At 57.5% G+C, this 18,847-nt stretch carries 15 protein-coding genes; 11 read left to right on the top strand and 4 right to left on the bottom strand.

What is annotated here, in order from left to right; all coding sequences use genetic code 11:
- Positions 1–24: 24 nt before the first annotated feature.
- Positions 25–825: a DeoR/GlpR family DNA-binding transcription regulator gene (locus N5C09_RS19130; protein WP_063865422.1), complete on the bottom strand. Its 801-nt coding sequence runs from the start codon at positions 823–825 to the stop codon at positions 25–27.
- 34 nt (positions 826–859) lie between these two features.
- Positions 860–1,756, bottom strand: coding sequence for a sugar kinase (locus tag N5C09_RS19135; RefSeq protein ID WP_204643958.1), 897 nt, complete (start codon positions 1,754–1,756; stop codon positions 860–862).
- A 155-nt stretch (positions 1,757–1,911) separates the two neighbouring features.
- Between N5C09_RS19135 and yihU the strand changes: the two genes are divergently transcribed.
- From yihU to ompL, 7 genes are all read left to right on the top strand, one after another.
- The gene (gene yihU / locus N5C09_RS19140; RefSeq protein WP_063865420.1) at positions 1,912–2,802 is read left to right on the top strand and encodes a sulfolactaldehyde 3-reductase; all 891 of its coding nucleotides are present in this window, start codon (positions 1,912–1,914) and stop codon (positions 2,800–2,802) included.
- Positions 2,803–2,819: 17 nt separating this feature from the next.
- Positions 2,820–3,695 (top strand): sulfofructosephosphate aldolase, encoded by an 876-nt coding sequence (gene yihT / locus N5C09_RS19145; RefSeq protein ID WP_045260226.1) that lies wholly within the window; start codon positions 2,820–2,822, stop codon positions 3,693–3,695.
- Between the two features lie 14 nt (positions 3,696–3,709).
- Entirely contained in the window at positions 3,710–4,951 is a 1,242-nt protein-coding gene (yihS, locus tag N5C09_RS19150) for a sulfoquinovose isomerase (protein WP_064910937.1), read from the top strand.
- Between the two features lie 16 nt (positions 4,952–4,967).
- On the top strand, positions 4,968–6,992 hold the full coding sequence (locus tag N5C09_RS19155) for an alpha-glucosidase (protein ID WP_279749677.1): 2,025 nt from the start codon (positions 4,968–4,970) through the stop codon (positions 6,990–6,992).
- A gap of 45 nt (positions 6,993–7,037) precedes the next feature.
- Complete coding sequence (locus N5C09_RS19160; protein ID WP_049138041.1) at positions 7,038–8,420, top strand: MFS transporter; 1,383 nt, start codon at positions 7,038–7,040, stop codon at positions 8,418–8,420.
- Between the two features lie 43 nt (positions 8,421–8,463).
- Positions 8,464–9,888, top strand: a complete 1,425-nt coding sequence (locus N5C09_RS19165; RefSeq protein ID WP_279749678.1) for an MFS transporter — start codon at positions 8,464–8,466, stop codon at positions 9,886–9,888.
- A gap of 74 nt (positions 9,889–9,962) precedes the next feature.
- Positions 9,963–10,649, top strand: a complete 687-nt coding sequence (ompL, locus tag N5C09_RS19170) for a porin OmpL (protein ID WP_279749679.1) — start codon at positions 9,963–9,965, stop codon at positions 10,647–10,649.
- A gap of 79 nt (positions 10,650–10,728) precedes the next feature.
- On the opposite strand, the gene typA is transcribed toward ompL, so the two are convergent.
- A complete protein-coding gene (gene typA / locus N5C09_RS19175; RefSeq protein ID WP_006808726.1) occupies positions 10,729–12,552 on the bottom strand; it encodes a ribosome-dependent GTPase TypA in 1,824 nt (607 codons plus the stop codon).
- Between the two features lie 377 nt (positions 12,553–12,929).
- On the opposite strand from typA, the gene glnA reads away from it, so the two are divergent.
- From glnA to N5C09_RS19195, 4 genes are all read left to right on the top strand, one after another.
- Positions 12,930–14,339 (top strand): glutamate--ammonia ligase, encoded by a 1,410-nt coding sequence (gene glnA / locus N5C09_RS19180; protein WP_003861925.1) that lies wholly within the window; start codon positions 12,930–12,932, stop codon positions 14,337–14,339.
- Between the two features lie 167 nt (positions 14,340–14,506).
- A complete protein-coding gene (glnL, locus tag N5C09_RS19185) occupies positions 14,507–15,556 on the top strand; it encodes a nitrogen regulation protein NR(II) (RefSeq protein WP_003861923.1) in 1,050 nt (349 codons plus the stop codon).
- 11 nt (positions 15,557–15,567) lie between these two features.
- Positions 15,568–16,980: a nitrogen regulation protein NR(I) gene (glnG, locus tag N5C09_RS19190; protein ID WP_063449670.1), complete on the top strand. Its 1,413-nt coding sequence runs from the start codon at positions 15,568–15,570 to the stop codon at positions 16,978–16,980.
- Between the two features lie 109 nt (positions 16,981–17,089).
- Positions 17,090–17,200, top strand: coding sequence for a YshB family small membrane protein (locus N5C09_RS19195; RefSeq protein ID WP_017382667.1), 111 nt, complete (start codon positions 17,090–17,092; stop codon positions 17,198–17,200).
- Between the two features lie 100 nt (positions 17,201–17,300).
- Here the strand turns inward: N5C09_RS19195 and hemN are convergent, their stop codons facing one another.
- The gene (gene hemN, locus N5C09_RS19200) at positions 17,301–18,674 is read right to left on the bottom strand and encodes an oxygen-independent coproporphyrinogen III oxidase (protein ID WP_279749680.1); all 1,374 of its coding nucleotides are present in this window, start codon (positions 18,672–18,674) and stop codon (positions 17,301–17,303) included.
- Between the last annotated feature and the right edge of the window lie 173 nt (positions 18,675–18,847).

The raw sequence follows: 18,847 nt of genomic DNA on the forward strand, positions 1-18,847 counted from the left end.
TCGATATATCGGGCCATCAGAAGGTCAGCCAGCCTGCTGCTCTTCTCCGGAATTGACTTCGACAACCTCAACCTTGCTGGATTTGAGGTGGTTTTGCAGCGCCGAGCCGGGCAGCTCATCGGTGAACAGCGCCGTCGCCTGCGCCACGTTGCCGATTTCAACCGCCGCGGAGGCGTGGTATTTCGTATGATCTGCCGCCAGTAAAATGTGGCGGGAGTGGGCAATCATGGTTTTCACCACGCTGGCTTCGTTGACGTCAAATTCCATCATCGCGCCGTCGTGTTCAATCGCCCCGACGCTGGTCACGAGATAGTCCGCCCGGAAGCCCGACACAAACGCCGTCGCCGCCGGGCCGATAATGCCGCCGTTGTGCGGGCGCAGCGTGCCGCCCGGCACCATCACTTCAAAGCGCGGGTTCTTATACAGAATATGCGCCACCCGCAGGCTGTTGGTGATGATGCGCAGATGATTATGGTTAAGCAGCGCCCGGGCAACGTGCTCCACGGTGGTCCCGATCGTGATAAAGATGGTCGAGCCATCGGGAATATAGTCCGCAATGGCTTCGGCAATCGCCCGCTTCTCTTCAGTAAGCGACACTTCGCGCTGTTCGAACGCCGTATTTACCACGCTGGACGCCCTGCCCGCGCCGCCATGATGACGCGTAATCAGCCCCTGCTCGCTGAGCTTACGGATATCCCGGCGCACCGTTTGCGTCGACACGTCCAGCAGCTGCGCCAGTTCATCAATGTTCATATAGCCACGATCGGCAATCAGCGTCAGCAGCTGATCGTGACGCGGGTTGCCGGTCAGTTCGGTAAGGCTCATGGGCTGTCCTCTGAAAACCATCACGCCCCGCATTTTATACAAAAAGTGACAAAAAAGAGCGGGTTTGATCACAGTCGGGTATACCTGCGCGCCCGCCGGGCTTTGTGCATTTCAGCGCTGCGACGGCGCTGGCAAAACGCACGGCGTCTGCGGCGGTTAAATGCTGTCCCAGGCTGAACGCCAGCGCACCGTGGAAAACGTCGCCCGCGCCGGTGGTATCAATGACGTTCACCTCAAAGCCAGGCTGATGACATAGCGTGTCATTTTCCAGCCAGAAGCAGCCGTCTCGCCCCTGCGTGACATACACATGTCCATTTGTGAGCGTTTGTGCTTTTCTGAGGGCATTTTCTGTTTCGTCCCGCTGCGTAAGGCGGCGCAGCCCCGGCGCGGAGAAGGCCGCGTGGTCGCTTAAGGCGATCAGCTCCGCGATATCCTGCGGGGTGACATCCGCATCAAGCACCGTCGGTACGCCCTGCTGACGGGCCAGAGTAAATGCCTGTTTTGCCCCGTCATGCCAGCGCACGTCTGCTAATACAATATCCCACTGGGAGAAGTCGATTTCATGCAGCCAGTCTGCCTCGGCAGGGAGATCGGGGCTGGGGTAGTTGGCAATCACTCGCTCTCCGCCTGCGTCCACCAGCACCGCCGATTGTGACGATCGGGCACCGTTAAACACGCGCGTGTAGCGGGTGTTCACCCCCAGGGATTCCAGCTCCGCGAGCAGCCGTCTGCCGGTATCGTCGTCCCCCACCCGGCCAATAAAATCCACTTCAGCACCCAGCTTTGCCGCTGCCACCGCCGCCGTGGCCGCCGGGCCGCCGCCCACTTCCGTGTAGTCTTTTGCGACATATTTCCCACCTTCTTTCGGTAAATCATCGAGATACCAGATGCGATCCAGCACGGTAATGCCGACACAAACGATGCGAGTCATGGTGATTCCTTCTGCGATTTCTGATGCCTTCATTTTAATTTCACCAAATGTTTAAAAAGTGACCCGTGTCAATTTTTTGACTATAAATTACAAATACGATCAAAAACAGACAACACAAACGCGCAGAAATTGACACGATGTGACAGGAGAGAGGCATGTCAGCAATCGCATTTATCGGTTTAGGGCAGATGGGCGCGCCAATGGCGAAGAATCTGTTGAAGCAAGGTCACCAGCTTAACGTCTTTGACGTGAACCCGCAGGCGGTTCAGGTGCTGGTGGAGAGCGGTGCACGGGCGGCGGCTACGCCCGCTCAGGCCGCAACGGACGCCGAATTCGTCATTACCATGCTGCCAAACGGCGACCTGGTGCGCAGCGTACTGTTCGGCGAGCACGGCGTGTGCGAAGGGTTATCCCGCGACGCGCTGGTGATTGATATGTCCACCATCCACCCGCTGCAAACCGACGCGCTGATCCGCGACATGGCTGAGCGGGGCTTCAGCCTGATGGACGTACCCGTGGGACGCACGTCTGACCATGCCATCGCCGGCACGCTGCTCCTGCTGGCAGGCGGCACCGCGCAGCAGGTGGAACGCGCCACCCCCGTCTTAATGGCGATGGGCAATGAGCTGATTAACGCCGGCGGGCCGGGCATGGGCATCCGCGTGAAGCTCATCAATAACTACATGAGCATCGCCCTGAACGCGCTTTCCGCCGAGGCGGCGGTACTGTGTGAAGCGCTTGGCCTCTCCTTTGACGTGGCGCTGAAGGTGATGAGCGGCACGCCGGCGGGTAAAGGCCACTTCACCACCTCATGGCCGAACAAGGTACTGAAAGGGGATCTTTCACCCGCCTTCATGATCGACCTTGCGCATAAAGATCTGGGGATCGCCCTGGACGTGGCTAACCAGCTCCACGTTCCGATGCCGCTGGGCGCGGCGTCCCGCGAAGTTTACAACCAGGCTCGCGCCGCCGGGCGCGGGCGCGAAGACTGGACGGCCATTCTTGAACAGGTTCGCGCATCTGCCGGGCTGAAAAAATCACACTGATACGAAAGGACTGAGGAATGACGATGTACACCCTGAAAGATATCACCCGACCTTCCGGCGGTTTTGCAATGCTGGCCGTGGATCAGCGCGAAGCGATGCGCCTGATGTTTGCCGCCGCAGGCGCGCCGGTGCCCGTAACCGACCAGCACCTGACGGATTTTAAGGTCAACGCGGCGAAAATTCTGTCGCCGTACGCCTCTGCGATCCTCGTCGACCAGCAGTTCTGCTATCGCCAGATTGTCGAGCAGCAGGCCGTAGCCAACAGCTGCGCGATGATTGTGGCCGCCGACGAGTTTATTCCGGGGAACGGTATTCCGGTCGACAGCGTGGTGATCGACAAAAGCATCGACGCTCAGGCGGTCAAACGCGACGGCGGCAAGGCGCTCAAGCTGCTGGTGCTGTGGCGTAGCGATGAAGATCCGCAGCAGCGCCTGGAGATGGTGAAAGCGTTCAATACGCTGTGCCATGACAACGGGCTGCTGAGCATTATCGAGCCGGTGGTGCGTCCGCCGCGTCGCGGAGCCGAATTTAACCGCGAACAGGCGATTATCGATGCGGCGAAAGAGCTGGGCGACAGCGGTGCCGACCTCTACAAGGTGGAGATGCCGCTGTTTGGCAAGGGCACGCAGCAGGAACTGCTGGCGGCCTCGCAGAAGCTGAACGAGAACATCGCCATGCCGTGGGTGATCCTCTCCTCCGGCGTGGACGATAAGCTGTTCCCGCGCGCCGTGAGCGTGGCGATGCAGGCAGGGGCATCGGGCTTTTTAGCCGGTCGCGCCGTCTGGTCCTCGGTGATTGGCCTGCCGGATACCGAGCTGATGCTGCGTGATATTTCCGTACCAAAACTTCAGCGTCTGGGTGAGATTGTCGACGAAATGATGGCTCGCCGTTAAGAAAGGACCCGAACATGAAATGGTTTAACACCCTGAGCCACAACCGCTGGCTCGAACAAGAGACCGACCGCATTCTTGATTTCGGCAAAAACGCCGCCGTACCGACCGGCTTTGGCTGGCTGGGCAATAACGGGCAGGTTCGCAGCGATATGGGCACCCATCTGTGGATCACCGCTCGTATGCTGCACGTGTACGCGGTGGCGGCAAACATGGGCCGTCCCGGCGCGTATGCCCTGGTTGAACACGGCATTAATGCCCTCAACGGCCCGCTGCGCGACAAACAGCACGGCGGCTGGTACGCCTGCGTAAACGATGAAGGCGTAATGGATGCCTCCAAGCAGGGCTATCAGCACTTCTTCGTCCTGCTGGGCGCGGCGAGCGCCGTCACCACCGGCCACCCGCAGGCACGCAAGCTGCTGGACGATGCCATTGAGGTGATTGAGCGCTACTTCTGGAGCGAACAGGAGCAAATGTGCCTTGAGTCCTGGGATGAAGCCTTCAGCAAAACGGAAGATTACCGCGGCGGTAACGCCAACATGCACGCCGTGGAAGCCTTCCTGATTGTCTATGACGTAACTCACGATCGTAAGTGGCTCGACCGCGCCCTGCGAATCGCCTCGGTGATTATTCACGACGTGGCGCGCAAAGGTGAGTATCGCGTTAACGAGCATTTCGACACCGACTGGAACCCGATCCGCGATTACAACATCGATAACCCTGCTCACCGCTTCCGCGCTTACGGCGGCACGCCGGGGCACTGGATTGAGTGGGGCCGCCTGATGCTGCACCTGCGCGCCGCGCTGGAAGCGCGCTTTGAAACCCCGCCGGAGTGGCTGCTGGAAGATGCGAAAGGCCTGTTCCACGCCACCATCCGCGACGCCTGGGCACCCGACGGCGCCGACGGGTTTGTCTACTCCGTGGGCTGGGACGGCAAGCCTATCGTTCGCGAACGCGTGCGCTGGCCCATCGTCGAGGCGATGGGCACGGCCTATGCCCTCTATACCGTGACCGGCGAAGCGCAGTACGAAGCCTGGTATCAGAAGTGGTGGGATTACTGCATCACGTACCTGATGGATTACGAAAACGGTTCCTGGTGGCAGGAGCTGGACACCAATAACGAAGTGACCACCAAAGTCTGGGACGGTAAGCAGGATATTTACCATCTGCTGCACTGCCTGGTGATCCCCCGCCTGCCGCTGGCGCCCGGCTTAGCGCCTGCCGTCGCCGCCGGATTGCTGGATAGCCAGGCCAAATAATAAAGACGGAGTTTTTATGCGTACCCTACACAATATTGACCTGAAGAATAACGAACGTGGCTTCACCCTGCGCTGGCAGGATCGCCTGATTTTGTCCCACTCCGAAGATGCGCCTTGCCTGTGGATCGGAGCAGGCGAGGCCGATATCGAGATGTTTCGCGGCAATTTCAGCATTAAAGACAAGCTCAACGAAAAGATTGCCCTGACGGACGCGACCGTCACGCAGCAAAGCGCGGGCTGGGCGATCCGCTTTACCCGCGGCGATGCGGTGAGCGCCACGCTGCTGGTGGGCGTGGATGCGGAAGGCCGTCTGGAGCTGAAGCTGAAAAATGATGCCGCCAGTCATAACCGCATCTGGCTGCGGCTGGCGGCGCAGCCAGAAGATCATATCTACGGCTGCGGCGAGCAGTTCTCGTACTTCGATCTGCGCGGCAAGCCGTTCCCACTGTGGACCAGCGAGCAGGGCGTGGGCCGCAACAAGCAGACCTACGTCACCTGGCAGGCCGACTGCAAAGAGAACGCGGGCGGCGATTACTACTGGACCTTTTTCCCGCAGCCTACCTTCGTGAGCACCCAGAAGTATTACTGCCACGTGGATAACAGCTGCTACATGAACTTTGACTTCAGCGCGCCGGACTTCCACGAGCTGGCGTTCTGGGAAGATAACGCCACGCTGCGCTTCGAATGTGCACAAACCTACGTCGATCTGCTGGAAAAACTGACCGGCCTGCTGGGGCGCCAGCCTGAGCTGCCGGACTGGATTTACGACGGCGTGACGCTGGGCATCCAGGGCGGCACCGAGGTGTGCCAGCAGAAGCTCGACGCCATGCGCGAGGGTGGCGTGAAGGTGAACGGCATCTGGGCGCAGGACTGGTCCGGCATCCGCATGACCTCCTTCGGCAAACGCGTGATGTGGAACTGGAAGTGGAACAGCGAGCTCTATCCGCAGCTTGACGAGCGGATCGGGCAGTGGAAGCAGGAGGGCGTACAGTTCCTCTCCTATATCAACCCGTACGTCGCCAGCGATAAAGATCTCTGCGAAGAGGCGGCGAAACGCGGCTATCTGACCAAAAACGCCGACGGCGAGGATTACCACGTTGAATTCGGCGAGTTCTACGCAGGCGTTATCGACCTGACCAACCCGGAAGCCTACGGCTGGTACAAAGAGGTCATTAAAAAGAACCTGATCGAGCTGGGCTGCGGCGGCTGGATGGCCGATTTCGGGGAATATCTGCCGACTGATACCTTCCTGCACAACGGCGTCAGCGCGGAGATCATGCATAACGCCTGGCCTGCCCTGTGGGCGAAGTGTAACTACGAGGCGCTGGAAGAGACCGGCAAGCTCGGGGAGATCCTGTTCTTCATGCGCGCGGGCTACACCGGCAGCCAGAAGCACTCGGTGATGATGTGGGCGGGGGATCAGAACGTTGACTGGAGCCTGGACGACGGTCTGGCGTCCGTCGTGCCCGCGGCGCTGTCGCTGGCGATGACCGGGCACGGCCTGCACCACAGCGACATCGGCGGCTATACCACCCTGTTCGAGATGAAGCGCAGCAAGGAACTGCTCCTGCGCTGGTGCGACTTCAGCGCCTTTACGCCGATGATGCGCACCCACGAGGGCAACCGCCCCGGCGACAACTGGCAGTTCGACGGCGATGCGGAAACCATCGCGCACTTCGCGCGCATGACCACCGTGTTCACCACCCTGAAGCCGTATATCAAAGCTGCGGTTGCGCAGAACGCGAAAAGCGGCCTGCCGGTGATGCGTCCGCTGTTCCTGCACTACGAGGACGACGCGCGCGCCTACACGCTGAAATACCAGTACCTGTTTGGCCGCGATCTGCTGGTGGCGCCGGTTCATGAAGAGGGCCGCCGGGACTGGTCGCTCTATCTGCCGCAGGACAGCTGGGTCAATGCGTGGACGGGGGAAATCTGCCAGGGCGGTGACGTGACCGTTGATGCCCCGATCGGCAAGCCGCCGGTCTTCTATCGCCAGCACAGCGAATGGGCAGATCTGTTTAGCACCTTACGTGATATCTGATAAGGCTCGCCCGCAGGGAAACCTGCGGGCAGACGGAGAACAATAATGAGTCAACATACTTCCGATCCGGCAACCCTACGCCTGCCGTTTAAAGAAAAACTCGCCTACGGGATGGGCGATCTCGGCTCTAACATCCTGCTGGATATCGGCACGCTCTATTTGCTGAAGTTTTACACCGACGTGCTGGGGCTGCCCGGCACCTACGGCGGGATCATCTTCCTGATTGCGAAGTTTTTTACCGCCTTCACCGATATGGGCACCGGGATCATGCTCGACTCCCGACGCAAGATTGGCCCGAAAGGAAAATTCCGCCCGTTCGTGCTGTACGCGGCGTTCCCGGTGACGCTGCTGGCGATTGCCAACTTCGTCGGTACGCCATTTGAGATGACCGGCAAAACGGTGATGGCGACGGTGCTGTTCATGCTGTACGGCCTGTTCTTCAGCATGATGAACTGCTCTTACGGCGCGATGGTGCCCGCCATCACCAAAAACCCGGACGAGCGCGCCTCGCTGGCGGCCTGGCGTCAGGGCGGCGCCACGCTCGGCCTGTTGCTCTGTACGGTGGGCTTTGTCCCGGTGATGAACCTGATTGAGGGTAACGACCAGCTTGGCTACATCTTTGCCGCTACCCTCTTCTCGCTGTTCGGGCTGTTCTTTATGTGGTGGTGCTATAAGGGCGTCACCGAGCGTTACGTCGAGACGCAGCCTGCTAACCCGGCGCAAAAGCCGGGGCTGTTGCAGTCGTTTCGCGCCATTGCCGGGAACCGTCCGCTGTTTATCCTGTGCATCGCGAACCTGTGCACGCTGGGCGCGTTTAACGTTAAGCTCGCCATTCAGGTCTACTACACGCAGTACGTGCTGAACGACCCGATCCTGCTGTCGTACATGGGCTTCTTCAGCATGGGTTGTATTTTTATCGGCGTCTTTATGATGCCCGGCGCGGTGCGGCGCTTCGGCAAGAAAAAGGTCTACATCAGCGGGCTGATGATTTGGGTGGCGGGCGATCTGCTCAACTACTTCTTCGGCGGTGGCTCGGTGAGCTTTGTGGCGTTCTCCTGCCTGGCGTTCTTCGGCTCCGCGTTCGTGAACAGCCTGAACTGGGCGCTGGTGTCCGATACCGTGGAATACGGCGAGTGGCGCACCGGCGTACGCTCCGAGGGGACGGTCTATACCGGCTTTACCTTCTTCCGTAAGGTCTCGCAGGCGCTGGCGGGCTTCTTCCCGGGGATCATGCTCACGCAGATCGGCTATGTGCCCAACGTGGTGCAGTCCGCCGGGACGGTTGAAGGGCTGCGGCAGCTGATATTTATCTACCCGAGCCTGCTGGCGGTCATCACCATCGTGGCGATGGGCTGCTTCTACAACCTCAACGAGAAGATGTATGTGCGCATCGTGGAAGAGATCGAACTGCGCAAACGTACGGCATAAATGACGTGATAGAGCGCCCTGCGGGGCGCTCTGAGGATCGACCATGACACACAATACTGATCCGTTAACCCTGAAATTGAGCCTGCGAGAGAAGTGCGCCTACGGGATGGGCGATTTTGGCTCGAATCTGATGCTGTGTATTGGCACGCTGTACCTGTTGAAGTTTTACACCGATGAACTGGGGATGCCCGCGTTCTACGGCGGCATTATTTTCCTGGTGGCAAAGTTTTTTACCGCCTTTACCGACATGCTTACCGGGGTGCTGCTGGATTCCCGGCGAAACATCGGCGCGCGGGGAAAATTCCGGCCATTCATTTTGTACGCCTCCGTGCCGGTGGCGCTGGTCGCGACGGCGCAGTTTATGGCCAACGACTTTAGCCTGACGGTCAAAACGGCCATCGCCACCGTGCTCTTCATGATGTTTGGGCTCTGCTACAGCCTGATGAACTGTGCCTACGGTGCGATGGTGCCGGCTATCACCAAAAACCCGAACGATCGCGCGCAGCTTGCCGCGTGGCGTCAAGGCGGCGCAACGGTGGGGCTGTTGCTCTGCACCGTCGGCTTTATGCCCATTCAGGCGCTGTTCGTCAGCCAGCCTTCCCTCGGCTATCTGGTGGCCGCGCTGGTGTTCGTCACCGGCGGCCTGTTCTGCATGTGGTGGTGCTACAGCGGGGTGAAAGAGCGCTACGTCGAGATAACGCCCGATCACCATAAGCCCGGCATTCTGAAATCGTTCTGTGCGATTTTTCGCAATCCGCCGCTGCTGGTGCTGTGCATCGCCAACCTCTGCACCCTCGCCGCGTTTAACATCAAGCTGGCGATTCAGGTCTATTACACCCAGTACGTGCTAAACGACCTGCATTTACTGTCGTGGATGGGCTTTTTCAGCATGGGCTGCATTCTGATTGGCGTGTTTCTGGTGCCCGGCGCGGTGAAGCGCTTTGGCAAGAAGCCCGTCTATCTGGGCGGGCTGGCGCTGTGGGCGGTGGGCGACGTGCTGAACTTCTTCTGGGGAACCAGCTCCCTGCTGTTCGTGCTCTTTTCCTGCATGGCCTTCTTCGGCACTGCATTTGTAAACAGCCTGAACTGGGCGCTGGTGCCGGATACCGTTGATTACGGCGAGTGGAAAACCGGCATCCGCGCCGAGGGATCGGTTTACACCGGCTACACCTTCTCACGCAAAATCTCCGCCGCCCTCGCCGGCTTCCTGCCCGGCATCATGCTGACCCAGATCGGCTACGTTCCCCACGCCGTGCAGAGCGCGGGCACGCTGCTGGGGTTGCGTCAGCTTATTTTCCTCTGGCCGTGCGGTCTGGCAATCATCGCCGCCGTGACCATGGGGCTGTTTTATAAACTCAACGAAGCGCGCTTCGCCTTTATCATCGAGGAGATTGGAAAACGGAAAAAACAGTCAGCGAATACCCCTGAGATAACACCCAACAATAAAGCGTCAGCAGTCACTTTATAACAATAAATTCGGCCCGTATTTCCTTCCTGTTCATCAGGAGGGAGGCCTTTCTGTACCTGATACATGGACAAATTATGAAAAGAATCATCACTGTACTGATCGTGTCGTCTGTGTCCTGCCCGGTATTCGCCGGGGCCTATGTTGAAACCCGTGAAGCCTACAATACGGCCTCTGAGCTGCACGAAGTGATCCTGCGTGCCGGCTATAACTTCGATATGGGCGCGGGGCTGATGTTCACCAACGCCTACAACGTGGGGAGATGGGATGAGCTCAAGCACAGCTATAACGAAATAGAGGGGTGGTATCCGCTCTTTAAACCGACGGATAAACTCACCTTTCAGCCCGGCGGGTTGATCAACGACAGCAGCGCCGGTTCGGGTGGCGCGGTGTATTTAGATACCAACTATAAATTCACGGACGGGTTTAATCTGACGTTCCGCTATCGCTATAACCGTAACAATTACGATACGCCGGACTACAACGGGCAGATGGATAAGAACGACACGCACGAATTCGCCAACTACTGGAATTTCAAAGTGACGGATGCGTTTTTCTATACCTTTGAGCCGCACTTTTTCCAGCGGATAAATGATTACCACAGCAAAAATGGCAAAGACCATCACTGGGAAATTACCAACAAGTTCAGCTACAGGATCGACAGAAACTGGCTGCCGTACCTCGAACTTCAGTGGCTGGACCGATGGAATGATTACAACCGCGAGCAGTACCGGATTCGGTTAGGGTTGCGGTATTCGTTCTAATAAAAAAGCCGCTGATCGCTCAGCGGCTTTTTCGTTGCCGGGCGGCGCTCGCGCTTACCCGGCCTACGGCATAACCGAATTACTCTTCTTTCGCACCGCGCATAGCACGTTTACGATCGTTCTCGGTCAGGTGACGTTTACGGATACGAATTGACTGCGGCGTCACTTCGACCAGTTCGTCATCATCGATGAATTCCAGAGCCTGCTCCAGGGTCATCTTGATCGGTGGAACCAGAACCGTTGCTTCGTCAGTACCGGACGCACGCATGTTGGTCAGTTTCTTACCGGTCAGGCAGTTTACCGTCAGGTCGTTAGAACGGCTGTGAATACCGATGATCTGGCCTTCGTAAACTTCAGCACCGTGACCCAGGAACAGCTTACCGCGATCCTGCAAACCGAACAGCGCAAACGCAACCGCTTTACCCTGACCGTTGGAGATCAGCACGCCGTTGTTACGCTGGCCCACTTCGCCCGGACGCACGTCGTCGTAGTGGCTGAAGGTGGAGTACAGCAGACCCGTACCGGAGGTCATGGTCATGAACTCAGAACGGAAGCCGATCAGGCCACGGCTTGGGATCACGTAGTCGAGACGTACGCGGCCTTTGCCATCTGGATTCATGTTTTTCAGGTCGCCTTTACGCTCGCCCAGCGCCTGCATCACAGAACCCTGATGCTGCTCTTCAACGTCCAGCGTTACGTTTTCGAACGGCTCTTGTTTACGGCCATCGATTTCGCGGAAGATAACTTTCGGACGGGAAACCGCCATCTCGAAACCTTCACGACGCATGTTTTCAATCAGAACGGACAGGTGCAGCTCACCACGACCGGAAACGCGGAATGCATCAGCGTCTTCAGTTTCTTCAACGCGCAGCGCAACGTTGTGCACCAGCTCTTTGTTCAGGCGGTCAAGGATCTGACGAGAGGTAACGAACTTACCTTCTTTACCACAGAACGGAGAGGTGTTGACGTTGAAGAACATAGATACGGTTGGTTCATCAACGGACAGGGCTGGCAGCGCTTCAACGTTCTGCGGATCGCAGATGGTGTCGGAGATGTTCAGCTCACCCAGACCGGTGATGGCGATGATGTCGCCCGCTTCAGCGATGTCGCTCTCGATACGCTCAAGACCCAGGTGAGTCAGAACTTTACCGACTTTACCGTTACGGGTTTTGCCTTCGCTATCGATGATAGTGACCTGCTGGTTAGGCTTCACTTTACCGCGCTTGATACGACCAATGCCGATTACGCCAACGTAGTTGTTGTAGTCGAGCTGGGAGATCTGCATTTGCAGGGTGCCTTCCAGGTCAACGTTTGGCGCAGGAACGCGGTCAACAATCGTCTGGTACAGCGGAGTCATGTCTTCAGCCATGTCTTCGTGATCCAGACCCGCGATACCGTTCAGCGCAGAGGCGTAAACGATAGGGAAGTCCAGCTGCTCGTCGGTCGCGTCGAGGTTAACGAACAGGTCGAATACCTGGTCAACAACCCAGTCAGGACGCGCGCCAGGACGGTCAACCTTGTTGATCACAACGATAGGTTTCAGGCCGTGGGCAAATGCTTTTTTGGTCACGAAGCGCGTTTGCGGCATAGGGCCATCAAATGCGTCAACCACCAGCAGCACGGAATCCACCATGGACATCACGCGCTCAACTTCACCACCGAAGTCGGCGTGCCCTGGGGTATCAACGATGTTGATACGGTAGTCATTCCATTTGATAGCGGTGTTTTTGGCGAGGATGGTAATCCCACGCTCTTTCTCCAAATCGTTGGAGTCCATCACACGCTCTTGAGTTTCGGCACGAGCATCAAACGTACCAGACTGCTGTAGCAGCTTATCAACCAGGGTAGTTTTACCATGGTCGACGTGCGCGATGATGGCGATATTACGCAATTTTTCGATCACAACTTTGCCTCAGGCATTTAGAAATAGCGCGTTATTGTACACGGATTAATCGCACTACAAAACAGGATCACAAACATCCCCCGCAAACAAGTATTGCAGAGATGCTTTGTGATCGCTTTCACGGAGCGGTAAAAGGGCACTTTAACGTAAATTGCACCAATATGGTGCTCAATGTTCACATTGAAGCACTATAATGGTGCAACGAATCCAATGTGGTGCAGCCCTTCTGCACTATGGTGCGCATGATAACGCCTTTTGGGGGTGTTTTAAAAGTTGGCACAGATTTCGCTTTACAGAAATACAGTAAAAATATGGCAGCCCAGCCGATTTGAAGACCTCGTTACCACGACGACAATGACCAATCTGGAGAGTTAAGTATGTCCGCTGAACACGTTTTGACGATGCTGAACGAACATGAAGTGAAGTTTGTTGATCTGCGCTTCACCGATACCAAAGGTAAAGAACAGCACGTCACGATCCCTGCTCATCAGGTGAACGCCGAATTCTTTGAAGAAGGCAAAATGTTTGACGGCTCCTCCATTGGCGGCTGGAAAGGCATCAACGAATCCGACATGGTTCTGATGCCAGATGCAACCACTGCGCTCATTGACCCGTTCTACGAAGAACCTACGCTGATCATCCGCTGCGATATCCTGGAACCCGGCACGCTGCAAGGCTATGACCGTGACCCACGCTCCATCGCAAAACGCGCTGAAGAGTACCTGCGCTCTACCGGCATCGCAGACACCGTTCTGTTCGGGCCAGAGCCAGAGTTCTTCCTGTTCGACGACATCCGTTTTGGTGCTTCCATTTCTGGCTCCCACGTGGCTATCGATGACATCGAAGGCGCATGGAACTCTTCCACCAAATACGAAGGCGGTAACAAAGGTCACCGTCCTGGCGTGAAAGGCGGTTACTTCCCGGTTCCTCCGGTCGATTCTTCACAGGACATCCGTTCTACCATGTGTCTGATCATGGAAGAGATGGGCCTGGTTGTTGAAGCGCACCACCACGAAGTGGCGACGGCTGGCCAGAACGAAATCGCTACCCGCTTCAATACCATGACCAAAAAAGCGGATGAGATTCAGATCTACAAATACGTTGTGCACAACGTTGCGCACCGTTTCGGTAAAACCGCGACCTTCATGCCAAAACCAATGTTCGGCGATAACGGTTCCGGTATGCACTGCCACATGTCCCTGTCTAAGAACGGCACCAACCTGTTCTCTGGCGACAAGTACGCGGGTCTGTCTGAGCAGGCGCTGCACTACATCGGCGGTGTTATCAAGCACGCTAAAGCGATCAACGCCCTGGCGAACCCGACCACCAACTCCTACAAGCGTCTGGTCCCAGGCTACGAAGCACCGGTAATGCTGGCTTACTCTGCCCGTAACCGTTCTGCATCTATTCGTATCCCTGTGGTGGCGTCTCCGAAAGCGCGTCGTATCGAAGTGCGCTTCCCGGACCCGGCGGCTAACCCATACCTGTGCTTCGCAGCACTGCTGATGGCCGGTCTGGACGGTATCAAGAACAAGATCCACCCAGGCGAAGCAATGGACAAAAACCTGTACGACCTGCCGCCAGAAGAAGCGAAAGAGATCCCACAGGTTGCCGGCTCTCTGGAAGAAGCCCTGCAAGCGCTGGACGCAGACCGCGAGTTCCTGACCGCTGGCGGCGTGTTCACCGATGAAGCGATCGACGCTTACATCGCGCTGCGTACCGAAGAAAACGACCGCGTTCGCATGACGCCGCACCCGGTTGAGTTCGAGCTGTACTACAGCGTTTAATTGATTTGTTTTGCCCGGCGCTTTCGCGTCGGGAGTAGTTGCCGTGGAAACTTTAGCCCATCTTCGGATGGGCTTTTTTCTCCACCAACAACCTGATCTCACGCGCTTTTTACCTTTAAAACGCTATACTGCACTAAAATAGTGCAACTACTCCAGGAGACTGCTGAATGGCAACTGGCACGCTGCCCGATGCTGGGCAGATCCTCAATTCTTTGATTAACAGTATTTTGCTGGTCGACGACGAGCTGGCGGTGCATTACGCCAACCCGGCGGCGCAGCAGTTGCTCGCCCAAAGCGCCCGTAAGCTGTTTGGCACGCCGCTGCCGGAACTGCTGAGCTATTTCTCGCTGAATATTGGCCTGATGCAGGAGAGTTTGCAGGCGGGCCAGGGCTTCACCGATAACGAAGTGACGCTGGTGATTGACGGACGCTCGCATATTTTGTCCCTCACCGCCCAGCGCCTGCCGGATGGCATGATTCTGCTGGAAATGGCGCCGATGGATAACCAGCGTCGTCTCAGCCAGGAACAGCTTCAGCATGCGCAGCAGATTGCGGCGCGCGACCTGGTGCGCGGGCTGGCTCATGAGATCAAAAACCCGCTGGGCGGCTTACGCGGTGCGGCACAGCTCCTGACCAAAGCGCTGCCAGACCCTGCCCTGGCGGAGTATACCAACGTCATTATTGAGCAGGCGGACCGTCTGCGTAATCTGGTCGATCGTCTGCTCGGGCCACAGCAGCCGGGGATGCACGTTTCAGAAAGCATTCACAAAGTTGCAGAGCGAGTGGTGAAACTCGTCTCTATGGAGCTGCCGGATAACGTCACGCTGGTGCGTGATTACGACCCAAGCCTGCCGGAGCTGGCGCACGATCCGGACCAGATTGAACAGGTGCTGTTGAACATTGTGCGTAACGCGTTGCAGGCGCTGGGCCCGGAGGGGGGCGAAATTATTCTGCGTACCCGCACCGCGTTCCAGCTGACGCTGCACGGCGTGCGTTATCGTCTGGCGGCACGTATTGATGTGGAAGATAACGGGCCGGGGATCCCGCCGCATCTCCAGGACACCCTGTTCTACCCGATGGTCAGCGGTCGCGAAGGCGGCACCGGGCTGGGGTTATCCATAGCCCGTAATTTGATTGACCAACACTCCGGCAAAATTGAATTTACCAGTTGGCCGGGACATACCGAGTTTTCGGTTTTCCTGCCGATTAAAAAATAAAGGTGACGTTTATGCAACGAGGGATAGTCTGGGTAGTCGATGACGATAGCTCCATCCGTTGGGTGCTTGAACGCGCGCTCACGGGAGCGGGATTAAGCTGCACGACGTTTGAGAGCGGCAGCGAGGTGCTCGATGCGCTTACCACCAAAACGCCGGACGTGCTGCTCTCGGATATTCGCATGCCGGGAATGGACGGACTGGCGCTCTTAAAGCAGATCAAACAGCGCCACCCTATGCTTCCGGTCATCATAATGACCGCCCACTCCGACCTGGATGCCGCCGTCAGCGCATACCAGCAGGGGGCGTTTGATTACCTGCCAAAACCGTTTGATATCGACGAAGCCGTTGCCCTGGTCGAACGCGCCATCAGCCACTATCAGGAGCAACAGCAGCCCCGCCACGCACCGGATTTCGGGCCTACGACGGACATCATCGGTGAAGCGCCGGCCATGCAGGACGTGTTTCGCATCATCGGGCGTTTGTCCCGGTCGTCCATCAGCGTATTGATTAACGGTGAATCGGGCACCGGTAAAGAGCTGGTCGCGCACGCCCTGCATCGCCACAGCCCGCGGGCGAAAGCGCCCTTTATCGCCCTCAACATGGCGGCGATCCCCAAGGATTTGATTGAATCTGAACTGTTTGGCCACGAAAAAGGGGCGTTTACCGGCGCGAACACCATTCGTCAGGGGCGCTTTGAACAGGCTGACGGTGGAACGCTTTTCCTGGATGAAATCGGCGATATGCCGCTGGATGTACAGACCCGTCTGCTGCGCGTACTGGCAGATGGTCAGTTTTACCGCGTGGGCGGCTACGCGCCGGTGAAGGTGGACGTGCGTATTATCGCCGCGACGCACCAGAATCTGGAGCTGCGCGTGCAGGAGGGCAAGTTCCGTGAGGATTTATTCCATCGCCTGAACGTGATCCGCGTGCACCTGCCGCCGCTGCGCGAGCGTCGGGAAGATATTCCGCGCCTGGCGCGTCATTTCCTGCAAGTGGCGGCCCGCGAGCTGGGCGTGGAAGCCAAGCAGCTTCACCCCGAAACGGATGCCGCCCTCACCCGTCTGGCGTGGCCGGGCAACGTGCGTCAGCTGGAAAACACCTGCCGCTGGCTGACCGTGATGGCCGCCGGACAGGAGGTATTGATTCAGGATCTCCCTGCCGAACTGTTTGAAGCCACCGTGCCCGAAAGCAGCACCGGACATGCGCTGCCGGACAGCTGGGCGACGTTGCTGGCGCAGTGGGCCGATCGCGCGCTGCGTTCCGGTCATCAAAATCTGCTCTCCGAAGCGCAGCCTGAGATGGAGCGCACGCTGTTGACTACCGCGCTTCGTCATACTCAGGGCCACAAACAGGAAGCGGCTCGCCTGCTGGGATGGGGTCGAAACACCCTGACGCGCAAGCTGAAAGAGCTGGGAATGGAGTGATCTCTACCGCAGTGTAAAGATGATTAATTGAGCGCAAATTGCCGTTATTTTGCGCTTTACTGTTCCGATGAGTTTTGTATGATCGTGCCCGGAAATTGGGGGGAGCATCATGCTGGAATCATTAGTGACTTTGCTTTCGAGCGGAGCAGCGGAAAGCCACACGCCACAAACTGCCGTTGCGGCGGTGCTGTGTGCGGCGCTGGTTGGGCTGTTTAGCTAGCGAGCTGTTGAGGAAAAGCCGGGTGGCGCTTCGCTTACCCGGCCTACATCCCGTACTTAAGTTGGCCGGGAAAGGCAAAGCCGCCACCCGGCATTGCAGCTCAAATCACCCGCGAGAACTGCTGCATACGCGCTTTCTGGCGCAGATAGGCGTCGAAGCACATGCAGATATTACGAATCAACAGACGCCCTTTCGGCGTGACCTCAATCGCGCTCTCCGACACATCCACCAGCCCGTCTTTCGCCAGCGGCGCCAGAAGCTTCAGGTCTTCGGCAAAGTAATCGCTGAAGTGCAGATCCCATTGCGACGCCACCTCGCTGAAATCGAGGCGGAAGTTGCAGATCAGCGCCTTAATCACATCACGACGGATGCAGTCGTCGCGCGTTAACGCGATGCCGCGCCACAGCGCGTTGCCGGTTTCGTCTACCTGCTGATAGTACAGCTTCAGCTCTTTCTGGTTCTGGGCGTAGCAGTCGCCAATCATGCTAATGGCGGAGACGCCCATTCCAAGCAGATCGGTATCGCCCTGAGTGGTGTATCCCTGGAAGTTACGGTGGAGAATACCTTCGCGCTGGGCAATCGCCAGCTCGTCGTCCGGACGGGCAAAGTGATCCATACCGATAAACTGATAGCCGGTTTCGGTCAGCGAGGCGATGGTCTCCTGCAAAATGTCCAGCTTCTGCTGGGCGGAGGGCAGATCCGCATCTTTGATTTTGCGCTGAGCGGCGAACAGCGTCGGCAGGTGCGCATAGTTAAAGACGCTCAGGCGGTCCGGGTTGAGCTCAGCCACGCGTTTAAGCGTGAAGGCAAAGCTTTCCGGCGTCTGCTTCGGCAGGCCGTATATCAGGTCGATGTTCGTTGAGGTAAAGCCGATTTCACGCGCATGGTTGAGTAAGGCAAAGATAAACGCTTCATCCTGCTCGCGGTTGACCAGGCGCTGTACTTCTTTGTTGAAGTCCTGCACGCCCATGCTCAGGCGGTTGAAGCCCTCGGCGCGTAAATGATCGAGCACATCCAGCTCGATTTCACGCGGATCGACCTCGATCGAGATTTCGGCGTCGTTGATGAAGCTGAAGTTCTCGCGCAGCAGCGTCATCAGGCGGCTAATTTGCGCTTTATTCAGGTAGGTTGGCGTACCGCCGCCCCAGTGAAGCTGGCTGACGTGGCGCCCGGAAAACAGCGGTGCGCGGTGCAGGATTTCCTGCTCTAGCGCATCGAGGTATTGGTCAGCTTTGTGCTGCTGGCGGGTAACGATTTTATTGCAGCCGCAGAAGTAGCAAAGCTTGTGGCAGAACGGAATATGGACGTAGAGCGACAGCGGTCGCTCGGGGTAGCGCGCGACAGCCTGCTGAAAATCCGCCTCGCCGAAAGCGTCGGAGAACTCCAGCGCGGTGGGGTATGAAGTATAACGCGGCCCGGAATAGTTATATTTCTGGATCAGGGCCAAATCCCAGTCAATAGATGGTACAGACATGCTCACTCCTTCCGTTGATGTCGCGTTCGTATACGGCGGCCCGTTCTGGTCCCGTTGCGGGCCATCATTCGGGTGCGCAGCCACTTCTGTCGCCGCGACAACCGCCGTAGTTTAACGAATAACCACACCAGATAACATATAACCGGAAGGGTTATAAGCAGGACGAGTGTACC

Origin of the sequence: Enterobacter sp. GD03975 (assembly GCF_029838645.1) — a bacterium.
In the GTDB taxonomy this organism is placed as follows: domain Bacteria; phylum Pseudomonadota; class Gammaproteobacteria; order Enterobacterales; family Enterobacteriaceae; genus Enterobacter; species Enterobacter quasihormaechei.

What these genes read in the sequence shown, in the direction of transcription:
- yihU (WP_063865420.1), top strand. Translation starts at nt 1,912, where the DNA reads ATGTCAGCAATCGCATTTATCGGTTTAGGGCAGATGGGCGCGCCAATG.
- ompL (WP_279749679.1), top strand. Translation starts at nt 9,963, where the DNA reads ATGAAAAGAATCATCACTGTACTGATCGTGTCGTCTGTGTCCTGCCCG.
- hemN (WP_279749680.1), bottom strand. Translation starts at nt 18,674, where the DNA reads ATGTCTGTACCATCTATTGACTGGGATTTGGCCCTGATCCAGAAATAT.
- N5C09_RS19130 (WP_063865422.1), bottom strand. Translation starts at nt 825, where the DNA reads ATGAGCCTTACCGAACTGACCGGCAACCCGCGTCACGATCAGCTGCTG.
- yihS (WP_064910937.1), top strand. Translation starts at nt 3,710, where the DNA reads ATGAAATGGTTTAACACCCTGAGCCACAACCGCTGGCTCGAACAAGAG.
- N5C09_RS19135 (WP_204643958.1), bottom strand. Translation starts at nt 1,756, where the DNA reads ATGACTCGCATCGTTTGTGTCGGCATTACCGTGCTGGATCGCATCTGG.
- glnG (WP_063449670.1), top strand. Translation starts at nt 15,568, where the DNA reads ATGCAACGAGGGATAGTCTGGGTAGTCGATGACGATAGCTCCATCCGT.
- yihT (WP_045260226.1), top strand. Translation starts at nt 2,820, where the DNA reads ATGACGATGTACACCCTGAAAGATATCACCCGACCTTCCGGCGGTTTT.
- N5C09_RS19160 (WP_049138041.1), top strand. Translation starts at nt 7,038, where the DNA reads ATGAGTCAACATACTTCCGATCCGGCAACCCTACGCCTGCCGTTTAAA.
- glnL (WP_003861923.1), top strand. Translation starts at nt 14,507, where the DNA reads ATGGCAACTGGCACGCTGCCCGATGCTGGGCAGATCCTCAATTCTTTG.
- glnA (WP_003861925.1), top strand. Translation starts at nt 12,930, where the DNA reads ATGTCCGCTGAACACGTTTTGACGATGCTGAACGAACATGAAGTGAAG.
- N5C09_RS19155 (WP_279749677.1), top strand. Translation starts at nt 4,968, where the DNA reads ATGCGTACCCTACACAATATTGACCTGAAGAATAACGAACGTGGCTTC.
- N5C09_RS19195 (WP_017382667.1), top strand. Translation starts at nt 17,090, where the DNA reads ATGCTGGAATCATTAGTGACTTTGCTTTCGAGCGGAGCAGCGGAAAGC.
- N5C09_RS19165 (WP_279749678.1), top strand. Translation starts at nt 8,464, where the DNA reads ATGACACACAATACTGATCCGTTAACCCTGAAATTGAGCCTGCGAGAG.